Here is a 16177-nt window from a genome sequence, read left to right as displayed (position 1 = left end):
AGATACTGCACATAACTTCGTACTCCTACTACGGGAGTCAAAATCCTTCGGTCTGGCCGGATATGTTGGCAGGGAATTAAGATCAGACGGGCACACCCGACTGCTGTCAGGAACACGGGAATTTTATCAAAAATTACAGTAAAGGACAGAAATGCATGAAAGAAAAGGTTATTACTTGTCTTCATTGCGGCAATAAGACATCAATGAAAGTTGTAGCAAGTCATGACTTGGTAGAGCATGAAGAGATTTGGGACCATTCTGTCAATCATTATCAACCTGCCTATATTACATCATTTTTTAAACAATGGGATATGTATTTGTGTCCAGTTTGTACAGAGATAACCGTTCAGAGAATTACCTCATTCAGTGAAGAGACAGAACCGAACGGAAAACCAATTAAGTATATAGATCTTATTTTTCCTTCAGGTTCCAGCGAAAACAAGCATCTCCCACCACCTGTTAGAGATGCTTTTGAAGCTGCATTGAAAGTAAGGAATCTGGATGGAGCAGTTTGTATTATGGCCTTAAGAAGAACCTTAGAAAAAATGTGTAAGCATAAAAATGCAAAGGGTAAAGACTTATTTACAAAATTAAAAGACCTTCAATCAGAAAATATTTTACCCCCGATTATGGAAGGGATTTCATATATACTAAGGAAAGAAGGTAATTCTGCTGCTCATGCAGATGATACAGAGTTTTCAAGTGAGACAGTCAAATTGATGATCGAATTTACTGAGGTAATATTAGACTACGTTTATTCATTACCAGAAAAAATAGAGCAAGCTCAATTAAGATTAAACAAAGAAACAATCAGTCAAGAGAAAAGTGAAGGTTAATTCAAGAATGTTTGTGACTTCTGCTAACACCGCAGTATGAGAACCGTTTTTTGATCCTTCAGAAATGCCATGAACCCTTGTATAGCAAGGGTTATTCCAGTTTCTCTACTTCGCTTTTGGTGCTTTGTTTTCGCATTTTTAGCCCATATATGAATCAGTTGGTTAGTGGTCATACGTCCAAAAAGATATGGATACCTGAATTTGGGAAATATACGAGGCTGGTTATTTAAGCTTACTTATTATCAATGAAGCAGTTAAGGTCATTAAAGGGAGTTATGGATTAAAAAATGTATAAGATGTTTTTGTGAATAGGCGAAAGGAATCATTTTTTATGTCGACCCTAGCAGGAAAACTGGAAAAAATGTTGAAATATATCAAGTGAGTTTGTGTTTATAAGTCTTATTGAAATTGAAAGAAAGTTTATTAAAAAGGAAGATAAACTTATTTCAAAAATCCCGACTCAGCTCACAATGAAAAACACTTATATCATCTCTACAAAGAATGGACTGAATAATGTGAAATTGTTTGATGTCATTCCCGAAGGGCTTTTTTTGCTATTAACAGGATCAAATAAACAAATTTATGCTGAAATTTTGCTGCTGCTTTATGAAAATATTCAGGCTGAGCGTTTTGGTATCAGATATGATGTGATGAGGGATCTAATTCAAGAACTATTGGAAACCCATATAGAATTAGGCCTTTCTCTTGACGATATGAATGACGAACAAAGTGAATCAATTCAAGGCACAAACAATCAAACTTCAGTGGAAGAGAGCGCAAGAATAAAAGCTAATGCTATTCTCAGACGCTTGGAAACCATGCGTTGGCTAAGTGTTGAAACCCGTAGTCAATTTGATCGCTATTTGGTTTTACCTCATTATGCGAGCAAGCTTATCGGACTGTTTAAAGAACTATGTGACGCAAAAACGGTAGAATATCAGCGGTTTGCCTTTCTAATCTATCAATCTCTTTCAGGGGAAGCTGCCAGACATCAACCTTGTTCTGCCATTCTTGGAGCCGCAGATATAAGCTCGCAATTCAGGCAGGAGCTTATTGCGCTCTACAACAATATGAAAGCCCATATGGAACAAGTGATTCTTAAGACTTCTATACAAGATGTGCTAGACCATCATTTTGAACAATACAAATCTCAGATTGTTGATAAGAGTTACCATCGTCTGAAGACATCGGATCATGTAGCTCGTTATAGAATGCAAATTTTGCACACAGTCCAACAGTGGTTATTAAATTCTACGCTTATGGAAGAAGCGGCTCTTGATGGTGTGAAAAGTGGACTTTATGAGGCTTTGGATGAGGCCAGACGCGCCATACGCCAAGCGCTTTTTTTTATTGAAGAAACATTTCTTGGGCTTGATGAATTGTTCTATCAAATTGATGTCCGTCATAATCAGTATTTGCGATCTTCATTCGAACGGGCTCGGTACTTAAGCCAGCAAAATGAAGGAACGGAACAACAGATCGTTAAGCTCCTTGGACTACTCTCGCAGTTTTCTAATTTTAGTGAAGCGGACACGATTTTTTCACTTCGTCAGGTCAAAACACTTCAGGAGCAGTCTTTATTACCGCCGAGACGTATGAGAGTGTTGCATCAGCCTGAAACTCATATTGTAGTTGACTTACCTGAACACGTAAGGAATGAATTAAAAGAAAAAAGTGCACAAAAGATGCGTAAGGCTGTAACTCGAAAAAAAGTCAACGACTATGTGCTTCAAAAACTAGATGGAAGAAGACAAATGGAATTGGTTGAACTGGCCCCACAGTCTGCTGAAGAGTATATTTTATTGGGCTACATCTATTTGTATGGGAGTGATGGTGGTTCAGTCTTCCACATTCAACGTAACCCTGGCCGTCAAATACTCGTCATTGGAAACTACCGCTTTAATAATCATACGATTAAACGGAGAGGGCGTGGCTATAATGGTGTTTAAAGACATGAGCGATTCGGAAAAAGAAAAGCTACGAGAAGTCATTAATCGATTGTTAGAGGTTAATATGCTCGTTAAGGAAAAGGAACGTGAGATGTATGCGATAATTCGAAGAAATAAGACCGACTTAACCTCTTATTTCCATTTTTTGGGTTGGGACTTAACGGTTGATGAGCGGCATGAATGCATCTATCTGCATAATCAAGACAGTCGTTTGCGGAGAAGGCTTGATCGTGAGTCAACTATTTGGCTCCTCATTTTACGTATTCTGTATGAAGAGAAAAGATAAGGGCTAGCATTATCTGATTTTCCTATGGTAACACTTTATGAAATTCGGAGTAAATATGAAACCTTACGAATGGAGTGGGTTAAGCCTACTGTCTTAGATCGTCTAGTGAGGATGTGTAATCAATTTCAGTTGTTGGAATCGCTCGATTCGGATCAGCGATCAGATGATGCTCGGTTTAAGTTATTTCACACATGGATTTACGTTATTCAAGCTGATGAAATGAAGCAATTAATTGAGCGTCTCACAAGATATGAGTCTGAAAAGAAAGGAGCAACAACGGATGAAGTGGATGAAGAGATTGCGATTGATTAATTGGCATTACTTCACTGATGTAACTATGGAATTCGGTAAACAAACACTAATTACCGGTCAGAACGGGGCAGGCAAATCCACTATTATTGACGCCCTACAAGTCCTTTTTATAGCAGATCAGCGCCTCATACGTTTTAATGCAGCTACTGATGACGCGAAACGGAGTTACATTAATTATCTTAAAGGTAAAATTGGAAACGATGATCGTTCTTTTCTTCGAGATGGTGACTTTACAACATACATAGTATCTGAATTTTGGGATGAAAAAAAGCGAGAATCATTTGTTGTCGGAATTGTGGTAGATGTATACCGTGATCGTATGTACGATGAAGAGTATTTTATTTTGGCTGAAACTAACCTGGATCAGCTGGATTTTGTAAATCCTAGAAGCGAACTGCTGAATCGTGAAGAGTTTAGGCGTAGATATGGAGTAAATGCTGGAGAGGTTGGAAGGAGGGGCGTTCGTAATAAAACGTTGTTTGAGCGAAATAAATCGAACTATGTGAAAGCGTTGTTGGCCAGAACCGGAGGTCTTCATGAACGTTTTTTCAAGGTGTTTACTAAAGCACTATCCTTCAAGCCAATTTCCGATATTAGAAGTTTTGTCTATGATTATATTCTGGATCGACGTGAATTACAGTTAGATTTGTTAAAACAGAATTTCGAACTTCATGAGAGATACAAACAAGAGCTAGAACGCCTTCAGGAACGTAAGCAGCAACTCAAGGATATTCAGGAGAACTATCGGTTGTACGTGAGATATCGAGAAACTACCAAAGAACAAGATTATGTTATTCGTCGTTTGAAACTTGATGTCGAGCAAGAATATAAGGAAGAAAAGGAGCGAGAACTGAGTCATTCACAACGGCAACTGGAGCAAACGAGAGATAACATTAGGGTGGCTCAAACGAAGCACCAGGAGGCAAGCGAAGAAAGTAAATCAGCTTATCAACGTTGGCAGGACAATTCAGGGGAGAAAAGTAAAAAATCCCTTGAGTTAAAGGTAGCGGAAGGGAAGCGGAATCTTGAAGAGCTTGGAAGACTGAAGCAAACGTATGAGTATCAAATACAGAAAGAGATAGAACTTATTAATGAATTTTCTAAATGGTCTAACAATGAGTACTGGGTATTAGGAGATCAGGAAAAAGCGGGTTTAGAAATGCATCAGGCGATGTTGCTGCAATTGCTGGGGCTTGTTCAGTTTGAAAGGTTGGAGACTCATGAAGAAGAGCAGTGGCAAGAAAATTTAAAATCGCTTGGAAAGACCTTGTCAAACTTCCATCAACGGTTAATTGCTGGTGAGTCACGGTTGCATGATCAAATGAAAGCAGATGCCGAAAAAATTAGTGAATTGGAACAGGTTATACGTGAACTTGAACAAAAACGGTTTAGTTATTCGGAGCCTGTACGTCAGTTGAAGGCTCTGTTAGATGAAAGCCTTAAAGGTCGTTCAATGGTGTGGATTTTTTGTGAAGAGGCAGAGTTGTTAAACGAAGAGTGGAGGAATGCTATTGAAGGTTATTTGAATACACAACGTTTTGATATCTTAGTTGAGCCACAGTATGTTTCAGAGGCTCTGCGAATCTATGAACGTGAGAAATGGAAGTACAGACTTGAAGGAGTCGGTTTAGTAGATACAGAAAAAGAAAAACGTTTTCTTGGCACTTCCGAAAAAGGCTCGTTAGCAAAGGAAGTGGAGGCTACTCACCCAGTGATTCTAGCACATGTTGAGCACTTGCTTGGTAGAGTAATGAAAGCTTCAAATGAACAGGAACTTCGACAACATCGTACAGCCGTTACGAAAACATGTATGGTATATAGTAACTATGTGGCTCGACAAATGGCTAGGAGACAGTATGAGGTTCCTTATATGGGATCGAAGGCTATCGTTAGACAATTGGATATTCGTCGGACTGAACTAGCGCAACTTAAAGAAGCAAGCATAGTGCGTCAACAATTACACAGTGAGTTTCAGAAACAAATCCAAAGAACGAAAGAAAAAGAATCACAATATGCTCGCTTATCAGAGAACACTGATCTCATGCGAAAGATAGATGAGCTATCGCTGCAATTAGAACAAGATCAGAATAATCTAAGAACACTGGATTTGACTGAAGCAGAACTACTTAAAGGAGAATTCGAATATTGGGGCAAACAAGAGAAAGAATGGTTGGAAAAACTGGGAGATGAACAAAAGAAACTTGGCAAACTTGAAGAAGCATGTGGACAGTATGCTGCGGCAGTACATCTTCAGACAACTAAGATCCGAGAAGCGGAAGAGAATTGTTCTCAGTGGGTTAGCGAATGGGGGCTGGAAATTGAGAAGCGAGCTATGAAGCGATACGAAGATGCGGTTAAGCAGACAAATCCAACGGCGCAAAAAATAAATAATTATCTGGTTAGTTGGAAAGGACAGCAGAAACTTCGTGATGATCAGTTTAAAGAGGTCGTTACACTACGAACTCGTTATAATGCCAGCAGTGCTGCTATACAGGATGAGGAAAATACTCCTTATGATCGAATGTATGAAACTATTGAAAACCTTAATATACCAGAATATCAGACGAAAGTGGAAGCGGCTCGTATGGAGTCAGAGGAGCAGTTCAAATCCCATTTTATTTTTAAGTTGCGTGAAGCTATAGAAATGGCACGGCGCGAGTTTGAACAGCTAAACTACGCGCTACGTCATTTCCCATTCTCAGATGATCGATATCACTTTGAAGTAAGGGCCAGCGAACGCTATAAGAAGTTTTATGATGCAATTATGGACCCTATGCTATTGGAGAAGGGGTCATTATTTGAACTTCCCGAGAATGAGCGTACCTCTAACTTGCACGAGTTATTTGAAAGATTGGTACGTGGTGAAGGTGGAGAACTTGAGGAATTCACAGATTATCGACAATATCTGGACTTTGATATCGTTATTACATCAGGGGATGGGGCAAAGTCGAGATTTTCGCAAGTATTAAAAGAAAAATCTGGAGGAGAGACTCAAACGCCGTTTTATATTGCTATCTTGGCATCGTTTCATCATCTATATTCAAGCAATAAAACATCTAGATTAGTTGTTTTTGATGAAGCGTTTAACAAAATGGATGAGCAGCGCATACAATCGAGTCTCCGTTTAATTAAGCAATTGGGTCTTCAACTTATTGCTGCTGTTCCTGATGAGAAAATGCAGCATATGGCACCAGAAGTATCCACTACATTGTTTGTGACCAAATACAATTATCAATGTTACGTGGATATGATTGATCGCTGGGAAGGTGAAAGCGAATATGTATCAGAAGAAGTAGATGATAAGAATAATGATGAAATTCAACCTACATTATTCTAAGTCATTCAACATGAATGATCGGAGTGTATATGATGGCAACGAGGAGTTCAGATTTGCGTGAGAAGGAATTTAAGAATCGTTTTTCCCGCAAAATGCTAAATCTGCTGTTGGATAAATATGAACAGAGTCAAACATTTCAAAGTGGAAGGCCAGGCAAACAACGTCCTCAAATAAAAATGACAAAGAGTTCTTTTAATGCAGACTACACGGATGAAATGGATTTTGTAAAAAGGCAATGGATGAATGAAGTTTTGATTTCTTTAGAACAAAGACAGGTTTTAACGTTACAATGGATCAAGTATCAGGAATTTAAAGAAGTAGATAGAATTTATTTAAACTGGGAAATGGTAAGACAATCATACTCTCTTTCTGGCAGAATTCCTCTCCGCGATAAGATAGATCGTCTTTGTGAAGTCCTTGTTCCGCTTAAGCAACATCCGTGGGCTTGGATAGTAAATTGGACGGTACAAACGTTGGCAGGTCTCGAGCAAGGAAAAACAATGGGTTTAGATGTTGAAAGCCCGAACGAGTATGAAGATATCGTACAAGTTTTAAAACAGTTGCCTTTAATGGGGGAAAAGGTAATCTCACTTCGATTGTTTAGTCAACAAATTTTTAATGATTCAAAGTATTTAGAGAAATCAGTGTTAAAGAGGCTTTTGTCAGTAGTAAAACAAGCATCGAAGGAACATCGTGAAACAGATGAAGAATGGCTAGACTTGATTGGTTTGACTCGAAATCCTCAGTATGTTCATTTTTGTGGATCTTTGCAGTTTTTTATAGACAAGCAATCTTATTTAACTACAGGATTGTTAGGTGGTATAGGTTTATCGCAGAAAACAACAGAACTCATGACTGATTTGAAAACAAATGCTCGACGAATCATTACTATAGAAAATTTGACAAGCTACCATCACTGGATTGAGCGGCGTGAGAGGCATGGGGCTGAGGAATTAGTTATTTATACAGGTGGCTTTCCTCATCGAAGTTTACAGGATTTTTTGAAAATGTTGTCCATGCTGAAAGGGGAAAATGGCGAACTAATTCAAATTATGCATTGGGGTGACATTGATTTAGGCGGAATTCGAATTTTTGAGTTTATAAAAAGCAGACTGATACCGTCACTCAAATCATTATGGATGGATATTGAGACACTACAAAGGCTTGAACAAAAAGCTTCTACAATAACAGATACTTACGCGGGGCAAATTGCCGCAGCCTTGGAAGACTCTCGGTACGAATGCTGGAAACCATTGCTAAAGTATATGTTGGAGCAAAATATACGTCTCGAGCAAGAGGCGATACTTGTAGAGGATTGCAGTTTATAATTGCTAAAAGGTAACAGGTGATGTTATGTATACCACAAGAGTGAAAAAAATAACGTATTTTACGACTGTGGGAAAGGACTATAGAAATAAGATATTGAACGATAAAATTGAGTTTTAAAAGCTCTATATTGCTTATAAAACGTAGATATTATGATTTGAAAATCTCGTATTGGTCTGTCGTTGAACATGAAATTTGCAGATGACATTGATCCCAAAGGCATCTGTAAGAATGTTTCAGAATTAGGCAGATAGAGAAATCGTTATGTGGAAGTATCTTTAGATAGCTAGGACGGACTTGACGATGTTATGATTGTCATCCAGCAGGCATTTCAGTTGCAAGTAACTGAGGGAGATGTCAAACCGTCCTGCTGTGTTATAATTGAATCAAATGTCGATACTAGCGATGGAAAGGTGAAACCATGGATAAATTCAAAGATTTAGAAAAGCTTATTAAGCTTACAGGAGATCGCGCCAAGCTGGATGCAAAAGCAAATGACACTTACATTGTATATAAAACCGTAGAAGGTCAAATTGTAAAGGAATATAACAACGGGGAAATTGTTCCTGTTGCCAACTCGGATGGCTCCCATGCATGAGCAAATGCCAATCATGTATGTATTTGCCGGTAATAATGGCAGCGGTAAAAGTACGATTCGAAACCTGATCGTTGATCGGCTAGGAATCAGTGTGAACATTGATCCAGATGTTTTGGCACGAGGGATTGACTCTTTGCATCCTGAAAGCCGAAAAGTATCGGCGGGTAAAGAAGCCATTAAATTGGCCAGAGACTGTATTCGTCATGGTAGAGACTTTTCGGTTGAAACTACATTGGCAGGAGGCAACTCCATTCGTCTCATGCGGGATGCTAAGGCCAACAAGTTTGAGATTACGATGTTTTATGTAGGTTTGGGTGATTATCATTTAAACATAGAACGAGTTGCAGCGCGAGTTAGAAATGGCGGGCATCATATTCCAACTGAGGACATTGTCAGAAGGCATGACACTTCAATTCAGAATCTACTTAACAACGTGCACCTAATCGATCATCTAATTGTCATTGATAACAGTAGCGATAAAGGCGATATGGTGCTTCAGATAAGCCATGGTTCAATTACACACCGCTTGGATTCAATTCCAGGTTGGGTAGAACAAGTTGAAAAGAGATATTTGAAGTGATTGAAGTCGTACGATATAGAGCGAGCAATTCATGTTCCTATTCCCAGCACGATACATGTGGAGGTTACAGTAAGACTTGAAAGAAAAGATACAGCCCGATAGACTGTACCTTAGTTGGTGGCGTAAGGATTGGAAAGGTTATAGTGAATCTTAATCCTTTCACCTTCAAACACTTCGATTTTGTGGATTAACCGTTGTAGGACTTGTTTCATTACTTGCTCGTCGTCGAAGTCAAGCAAACAACCAACCCCTATGATGGTAAAGTCGGAATATCTCGTGTACCACAGGTGCGGCTACTTCATCGACTTCGTATTTCTTTGTCGTCGGATTAATCGTATAGCCGAAAGGCGGGACGGATACCCTACGACTCCTTCCCGTGCGCTTGTCTGCAACCCAAGCTTGATACGTTCCGACAATTCGGCGTTCTCATCTTCCGCAAGAATTGCCTTCAAGTTGAACATGAACCTACTCTTGCTTGTGTCGGTATCGTAGCTGTCTTCGGGCAGGATTAGTCGTACCGGGAGACGTTCCAGTATAAAAACATAGTATATTTCGTTATTAAACGCTAGTTAATACGATACAGAATACGAATTGAAATTAACCGCATCGAACGAAGTGAAGATACCGAAGGTCAAGTTCTTCAATTATTAATATATCGTCTTCATCAATCCGACAATAGAACGTCGTCTTGATAAATCCGAACGCAAGCGTACCAGTATTCAACAATCATAACGATATTTGAATAGATGGTAACAACCTGTACTAATGACGTTAGACCTTAAAAGATAAATAACGGACCGAAGGTCAAGACCAGGTTCCGCGCCGCGTCCTTCTTTTGAACGTTGAACTTCAAAAAAGCTGCTATCGACAATGAAACGGCGACACCGATCGAATGTATTTCATAGCGCTTAAACAAGCACAGGAACGCCGGGAACGTGAAGAAGCTGCCGAGATCAAATAAACGAATATCGAACTAAGCGGGCGCCCTTCAGGGCGTCTTATTTCATTTACAGGGGGAAACGAAATGGCAAACTTACGAAACAGAGTAAACGAGGACGTCGCCCGGTACGAATGTCAACGCGCTAATGGTAACGCAGTTCCTAGACGCATTGCAACGGGCAATTTCAACGAACAACAGACGCTTGCTATCGAACTACTTGCCGTCAAAGGTCGGCGTTCATTAGGCACTATTGCCGCGCAGATCGGCGTTGACGTACGTACCCTTAATAGATGGCGCCAAGAACCTTCGTTTAAGGAAGCCGTCATTGATAAGTCAAAGAACGAATATCTAGGCGCGGGACTTCCCGAAGTCTTCGCAAAGCATCTTGAACTAGCGATAGCCGGGAACGTGAAGGCGATCGAACTGTACTATAAGGTAACGGGATTATTCGTCGAGAAGAAAGAAATCCATCCCGTTATTGACGATCGTTCGAACGAAGCGATTGAACGTGATATTGACAAATTGGATGCGCTGCTTGACGAGATCGACAAAGAACCGATACATTAACGTTAGTCTCTGTTAAGCTGCGTTGTTAACTTTTCATTGACGGGCAGGATAGCTGAATGACTTCGCGAATACTTTTTGAGACGGAATATTCATCACGAACTTCATGAATATCACGTTATGTGAAATCACAGTTAAAATAATAAGTTAGCATTTCAAGGAGGATTATATGAAGACCACCATCTATATGGTTAGGCATGCTGAATCACCATACACTGAAGGAACCGAAAGAACAAGAGGACTCACCACTAAGGGCAAGGGCGATGTTGAAAAAGTTACAGAAATTCTTAAAGAAGAAGGAATAGATGTTATTATATCTAGCCCGTATAACAGAGCAATCCTGAGTATTGAGGGATTGGCACAAAACTTAGGATTAGATATCAAAACATTTGAAGATCTCAGGGAAAGGTATTTTGCTGGAGAAATTATTGAAAATGCTGAGTTAATGTCAGTTATTAGAGAGAAATTTTATGATTTTGATTATTCTTTACCGGGAGGGGAGTCTAATTCTGATTGCCAGAATAGATCGATATCAGTGATAAAAAACATATTAAAAGAACACTCTGGAAAAAAATAGCTATTGGAACACATGGGCTTGTAATGACTTTGATGATGAATTATTTTGATTCAAGTTATGGTTTGGATTTTTTAAATCAATTAAAGAAACCAGATATTTATAAATAGTTTTGAAAATTTAGAATTAAAAGAAGTAATAAGACTGTGGAATGAAGATTTTGGATTAAGCTAACGTAAGAACGATAGTTCAGAATTGACCGCCCAATGTGGCGGTTTTTTTCATGGCTAACGCTAAAAAGTTACCCGAGAACTACCGCATTCAAAAACCCGTAAAATCTGCCTTATACGTCCCACTTTCAAAAAGTTAGTTAGTGGGTGTCCCCCTTCTCAATCCCAAGCACTACAAGCAATTCACCCGCTTCTACCCCCTGAAATTTCAATGTCATTCGGACATTCTATTTTTCTTCAACATCCAAAAACGATGTTGTTATAATGTTCGTGTTCAAAACTTAACAGTATTGACGACGAAATTTGATTTCAGTAAAATCAAGGTATCAAGCGTAATCATAACTTATGTTCATAAATAAGGGGCGGGTATACAATGAAATACGGATATTCGCGGGTTAGTACGATTGGACAAGACTTAACCGCACAGATCGAAGCACTAAAGGCGGAAGGTTGCGAAACGATCATACAAGAGAAGTTTACCGGGACGACGACTAGCCGCCCGCAATTCGAAGCGCTTGTTGCGAAGCTTTCCGAAGGCGATTCGTTAGTTGTGACGAAGCTTGATCGTTTGGCGCGAAATACGAAAGAAGGAATCGAGATCGTCGAAAGCCTATTCGCTAAAGGGGTAAAGGTTCACGTCTTGAACGTCGGGCTATTGGAGAATACGACTATGGGACGCTTCTTCCTTCAAACGATGTTAGCGGTCGCTGAAATGGAACGTAACCTTATTATCGAGCGTACGCAAGAAGGTAAGGCGATCGCCAAGCAACGCGACGACTTCCGAGAAGGTCGCCCGAACAAGTTTAATCGTAAGCAAGTCGAACATGCGCTATCGCTGCTTGAAACGAATTCATATACGCAAGTCGAATCCATGACGGGAATAAGCAAGTCAACGCTAGTACGCGCCAAACAGAAGAGCGACGCACAGGAGTGCGGCAACAACGCATGATTACAGCTGCGAAGGCCTTTGTTGAGGGGGGAAACATACCCGACGCTACTAAACGGCGCCTATACCGCCTTTACGGTCGTACAGATCGACGCCGATCTATGCGAAGCCTTTATCGTATGGACGGACAACAACGCCGAAGAATGGGCGTACATGGATGATATGAAACGATGGATTGACGTTGATTGATCGGCGTCTAATGCGTTTTGAAGCTTGAATTTCAAAATGTAACAGCGAAGGGGTACATCGGGGGAACGGGGGGAGGTCTACGTCGAAAAAGCAGTATAGAATTTACGCATAATATTTGAAATATATTGTTCCATAATATTACAAGACTACTTATACTTAACCAACACATGTGGAGTGCTGTTCACTGTTAGTGCGGAAGGACAACTAAATAGGAGATGTATTGGCGGAAATAGCAAAGAGGGGCGGCGAACCCCTCTTTTTTATGCACGAACTTGTTTCTATAGGAGAAAGATTGCAATAAAAAAATCGCCACTTATGTGACGATTTGGTATTTTGGCATGATTTAAGCAAGGGGTCTGTTTCCAATCCCTTACAATAGTATTATAAACGAAAGGAAAACATAAGTCTATATCTTTCCGGAAAAAGCCTGTATCCTTAGTTTGGGTTGAGATAGTACAAAATTCCAATTCCAAATGAGGAGTGCGATATTATGGGTGAGTATTATTGGGATACGCAAATTGAATACCTTCGTAATTCAAGAGACTTATTTTACAATGATGATTACATCGAATTTTTAGTAAAGACAGTTTGGAAAATCGAAACCCCTGTACATCTCATTGATTTCGGTTGTGGCTATGGTTATTTAGGATTGAAACTGCTTCCGTTGTTGCCAAAGGGCTCAACTTATACTGGAATCGACTTAGGGGATAAGTTGCTTAATGAAGCTCGGGAACTTTTTGCTCGACTCCCATACAAGACAACATTTCTGCAAGGAGATATTCAGGAGATTACTTTGGAAAGTAAGTACGATATTGCAATATGCCATGCCTTTTTACTTCATGTACCGAACCCAATGGATATACTGAAGAAGATGATTGATTGTGTTGTTGATAAGGGAAAGGTCATCACTTTTGAACCTCACTGGATATCAAACGCATCAAATTTTTACTTACATGGACATGACCAATCTCGATTTGTACAGTTAGGGTTCCTTCAAAAACTCTACGAGCAAGATTCCGCCCGGAGCGGCAAAGACGGCAATATAGGCATGAAGATACCTATATATCTAAGTCAAATAGGTTTGAAGGATATCGAATGTAGAGTTTCGGATAAGGTGAATTTCCTTCATCCCAATATGGAGGTCGATAGTAAAAATAGGTTGTATACTCGTTTACTTGAGAGCGGTTATGCGGATGCTCCTAATGAGGATAGGGATATCTTTATTAAGAATCTCATTGAACGTGGAGCCACTGTTAATGAAGCTGAGATTCAATATGAGAATGAACTTCTTCTATCGAAGGAATTTAACCTTGAATCGTACTTAACTTATGCTTCCAACATGAAAATCACTTTTGGAAGTGTAGTAAGATAAAAAAGAACCGAGTAGCATCGGTTCATCATTATTAGAGCAAACACTATTCCTTCGGACACGTACATGTTTGTTGTCACTGTCTACTCGTCACATGTGGAGTCGGTAATATTGATGGTTCGTAATGAATAGATGAGATGTAACAGTATCGCTCAATTGTATTGCTTATGGGCAGCAGGGAGATGCCAGCAATGTTCACCCCGACTCGCATTTCCCTGCTTGAGTTGCAAAAATAACTATCCATTAAATCGGTAATCCCCAAACTTTATCTGTAGCTTCTAACTTTCGCAGAGTATTTTGAGCGGTAGAGATAGTTACTTGATTGGAACGATTACGGTTTTTCTGCTGCAAATTCGCGTGCTAATATACATTGTTTAATTCGATAATATTGAGTATAATTTTTTACATGAGGTGATGATAAATATGCCCAATATTAGGCCGATCTCGGATTTAAGAAATTACACAGAATTACTTAACGAAGTTAAGGAAAATAGCCCTGTTTATTTAACGAGGAATGGTCGAGGAGAGTACGCTATCGTTAAAATCACTGAATTGGATAAGTTGAAAGCAACCATCAAATTATTAGCGAATCTTGAGGAGGGTGAAAAATCAGGGAGGGAAATGGGATGGCTCTCAGCGGATGACGTTGAGGCCAAGTTAGGACTTTAAGTATGGCTAAGGTTCACTACTCCCACATAGCACTCAAAGATTTGCAAGACCTCAGTGGTTATATTTTAGATAACTGGGGAGAACACGTTGCACAAAGAGTACTGAAGAAGATTACAACGGATATTAGAAAGTTGGAGCAATATCCTACATTAGGCGCTGATCTAGGGAAGATTATTGATGTACCAACAGACTATCGCTATATTTTTTCTGAAAAGAATTATGTGTTCTATCGCATTAGAGCTGACTCAATCCATATCATTCGTGTATTAAATGAACAGCAAGATTACATGCAGCAATTGTTTGGATAGGGATTCCATCGTCCCGTTGTCGATGCACCCGTACATCCTAGATATGCTTTGTTTCATGACTATATCATCCAGTTTCTTCTTCAAGTTCATTGTTGTTCCGCTACATCGGCTGGAATAACCAAAACTTTATTTTCCCGGAGCCCCTTTTCGACTTCCCGTAGTTTCGCCTCACGTCTGCCGTTTAGAACAAAAACGAGTTGTGTATGCAGAGGTCCCGCCCAAGGTAGAATATTCACTTACGGAATACGGCAAAACACTGGGTCCTCTTTTAATGGCTGAATAATGGACGATATCCGCAAGGATGGAGTCGCGGGTAATTAAACCAAGGAGGATTTTAAAAATGGCAAAAGATCGTTATCAACAAGGTTTAGACAAATTAATGGAGCTTACTATACCAGACAGTGACAACCCAACTGGCCATATGGATATTGGTGAGGGATTTAAAGATATTGCGCCTGATTTAAGTAAATATGTTGTTGAATTTGCTTTTGGAGACATTTATTCACGTCCAGGATTGGATAACAAACAAAAAGTTCTTACAACCATTTCAGCCCTTGTTGCGCAAGGAACACCGCAGATTGGGATGCATGTAAAAACAGGGCTTGCAGTTGGTTTAACACCGGAAGAAATTGTCGGTTGTATTATGCACCTCATCCCGTATACAGGATTTCCGCGTGTCCTGAATGCTTTAAAAGCCGCTCAAAAAGTGTTTGAAGAACGAGGTGTATCAGTAACAACATCTAACAATTAAAAAGGTTCTTTATACGAAATATAGAACGGAAGATAAACTGAGGCCAATAACTGGGTCGAGACTGTTCAAATATTAAAATGGTTCTAGTCAGCGATTTGTTCGTGATTGGAGCCATTTTATCTTGTCCAGAACTTTATCCTATTTTAACACGGTAAAGCTGATCAAGAAGCGTTGAACAAAATAACGGTAAAAGAAGATTGGGAAGCTATTCTGATGATAAGATGACTTTTATAAGGTAAAAAAACTACATCCCATATCTGTCATCACTACTCGAGCCATGTGGAGCGCATAATATTGATGGTTCTGAATCAATAGATGAGCTGTAACAGCATGGCTTAAAACTTCTATCTACTATATAAATTGAAACTAATGATTGAATAGCTCATGAAGTGGAGAAAGAAAGATGCTTCCAGGGCGAGTTTTGGCTTTGTATTCCAACCATCCGAAGGCCCATCCCATATATAAGGAATGAT

The 16177-nt window shown here is 39.6% G+C and carries 16 protein-coding genes and 2 pseudogenes; 17 read left to right on the top strand and 1 reads right to left on the bottom strand.

All coding sequences use genetic code 11. The features are described 5' to 3' along the window. The first annotated feature begins 155 nt into the window (after window positions 1–155). The 8 genes from KJS69_RS13945 (at window position 156) to KJS69_RS13910 (ending at window position 9224) form a co-directional block, all read left to right on the top strand. Complete coding sequence (locus KJS69_RS13945; RefSeq protein ID WP_213584369.1) at window positions 156–836, top strand: DUF4145 domain-containing protein; 681 nt, start codon at window positions 156–158, stop codon at window positions 834–836. Window positions 837–1222: 386 nt separating this feature from the next. Then, entirely contained in the window at window positions 1223–2785 is a 1563-nt protein-coding gene (locus KJS69_RS13940) for a Wadjet anti-phage system protein JetA family protein (RefSeq protein ID WP_249730512.1), read from the top strand. Beyond that, complete coding sequence (locus KJS69_RS13935; protein WP_213584368.1) at window positions 2775–3071, top strand: DUF4194 domain-containing protein; 297 nt, start codon at window positions 2775–2777, stop codon at window positions 3069–3071. The genes KJS69_RS13940 and KJS69_RS13935 overlap by 11 nt, the downstream gene beginning before the upstream one ends. Window positions 3072–3140: 69 nt before the next feature. Then, window positions 3141–3383: a hypothetical protein gene (locus KJS69_RS13930; protein ID WP_213584367.1), complete on the top strand. Its 243-nt coding sequence runs from the start codon at window positions 3141–3143 to the stop codon at window positions 3381–3383. Further along, window positions 3352–6720 (top strand): ATP-binding protein, encoded by a 3369-nt coding sequence (locus KJS69_RS13925; RefSeq protein WP_213584366.1) that lies wholly within the window; start codon window positions 3352–3354, stop codon window positions 6718–6720. Before KJS69_RS13930 ends, KJS69_RS13925 begins: the two co-directional genes overlap by 32 nt. Window positions 6721–6773: 53 nt before the next feature. Further along, the gene (locus tag KJS69_RS13920) at window positions 6774–8048 is read left to right on the top strand and encodes a Wadjet anti-phage system protein JetD domain-containing protein (protein WP_213584365.1); all 1275 of its coding nucleotides are present in this window, start codon (window positions 6774–6776) and stop codon (window positions 8046–8048) included. A 419-nt stretch (window positions 8049–8467) separates the two neighbouring features. Continuing rightward, complete coding sequence (locus tag KJS69_RS13915; protein ID WP_213584364.1) at window positions 8468–8644, top strand: hypothetical protein; 177 nt, start codon at window positions 8468–8470, stop codon at window positions 8642–8644. After that, on the top strand, window positions 8637–9224 hold the full coding sequence (locus KJS69_RS13910) for an ATPase (RefSeq protein WP_213584363.1): 588 nt from the start codon (window positions 8637–8639) through the stop codon (window positions 9222–9224). The genes KJS69_RS13915 and KJS69_RS13910 overlap by 8 nt, the downstream gene beginning before the upstream one ends. A 293-nt stretch (window positions 9225–9517) precedes the next feature. Here the strand turns inward: KJS69_RS13910 and KJS69_RS13905 are convergent, their stop codons facing one another. Next, window positions 9518–9730, bottom strand: a complete 213-nt coding sequence (locus KJS69_RS13905; RefSeq protein WP_249730526.1) for a recombinase family protein — start codon at window positions 9728–9730, stop codon at window positions 9518–9520. 518 nt (window positions 9731–10248) lie between these two features. Here KJS69_RS13905 and KJS69_RS13900 point away from each other — a divergent pair. The 9 genes and pseudogenes from KJS69_RS13900 to KJS69_RS13860 all read left to right on the top strand — a co-directional run bounded on the left by KJS69_RS13900 (window position 10249) and on the right by KJS69_RS13860 (window position 15704). Then, entirely contained in the window at window positions 10249–10731 is a 483-nt protein-coding gene (locus tag KJS69_RS13900) for a phBC6A51 family helix-turn-helix protein (protein WP_213584362.1), read from the top strand. Window positions 10732–10897: 166 nt separating this feature from the next. Then, window positions 10898–11476, top strand: a pseudogene (locus KJS69_RS13895) (histidine phosphatase family protein). Between the two features lie 369 nt (window positions 11477–11845). Further along, the gene (locus tag KJS69_RS13890; RefSeq protein ID WP_213584361.1) at window positions 11846–12421 is read left to right on the top strand and encodes a recombinase family protein; all 576 of its coding nucleotides are present in this window, start codon (window positions 11846–11848) and stop codon (window positions 12419–12421) included. A 21-nt stretch (window positions 12422–12442) separates the two neighbouring features. Further along, entirely contained in the window at window positions 12443–12607 is a 165-nt protein-coding gene (locus tag KJS69_RS13885; RefSeq protein ID WP_213584360.1) for a hypothetical protein, read from the top strand. A 490-nt stretch (window positions 12608–13097) separates the two neighbouring features. Further along, a complete protein-coding gene (locus KJS69_RS13880) occupies window positions 13098–13979 on the top strand; it encodes a methyltransferase domain-containing protein (RefSeq protein ID WP_213584359.1) in 882 nt (293 codons plus the stop codon). Between the two features lie 420 nt (window positions 13980–14399). Further along, window positions 14400–14645: a type II toxin-antitoxin system prevent-host-death family antitoxin gene (locus KJS69_RS13875; RefSeq protein ID WP_213584358.1), complete on the top strand. Its 246-nt coding sequence runs from the start codon at window positions 14400–14402 to the stop codon at window positions 14643–14645. A gap of 2 nt (window positions 14646–14647) precedes the next feature. Next, complete coding sequence (locus KJS69_RS13870; protein WP_213584357.1) at window positions 14648–14953, top strand: type II toxin-antitoxin system RelE/ParE family toxin; 306 nt, start codon at window positions 14648–14650, stop codon at window positions 14951–14953. Window positions 14954–15143: 190 nt separating this feature from the next. Then, a pseudogene (locus KJS69_RS13865) lies at window positions 15144–15236 on the top strand (winged helix-turn-helix transcriptional regulator); the annotation flags it as partial. 57 nt (window positions 15237–15293) lie between these two features. After that, window positions 15294–15704 carry a carboxymuconolactone decarboxylase family protein gene (locus tag KJS69_RS13860; protein ID WP_213584356.1) on the top strand — a complete coding sequence of 137 codons (411 nt, stop codon included), beginning with the start codon at window positions 15294–15296 and terminating at the stop codon, window positions 15702–15704. The last annotated feature ends 473 nt before the right edge of the window (window positions 15705–16177 follow it).

The organism is Paenibacillus sp. J2TS4 (genome assembly GCF_018403245.1).
Taxonomy (GTDB): Bacteria; Bacillota; Bacilli; order Paenibacillales; family NBRC-103111; genus Paenibacillus_L.
The sequence above is the reverse complement of the archived record's forward strand: the minus strand, read 5'-3'. Positions and strand labels throughout refer to the sequence as shown.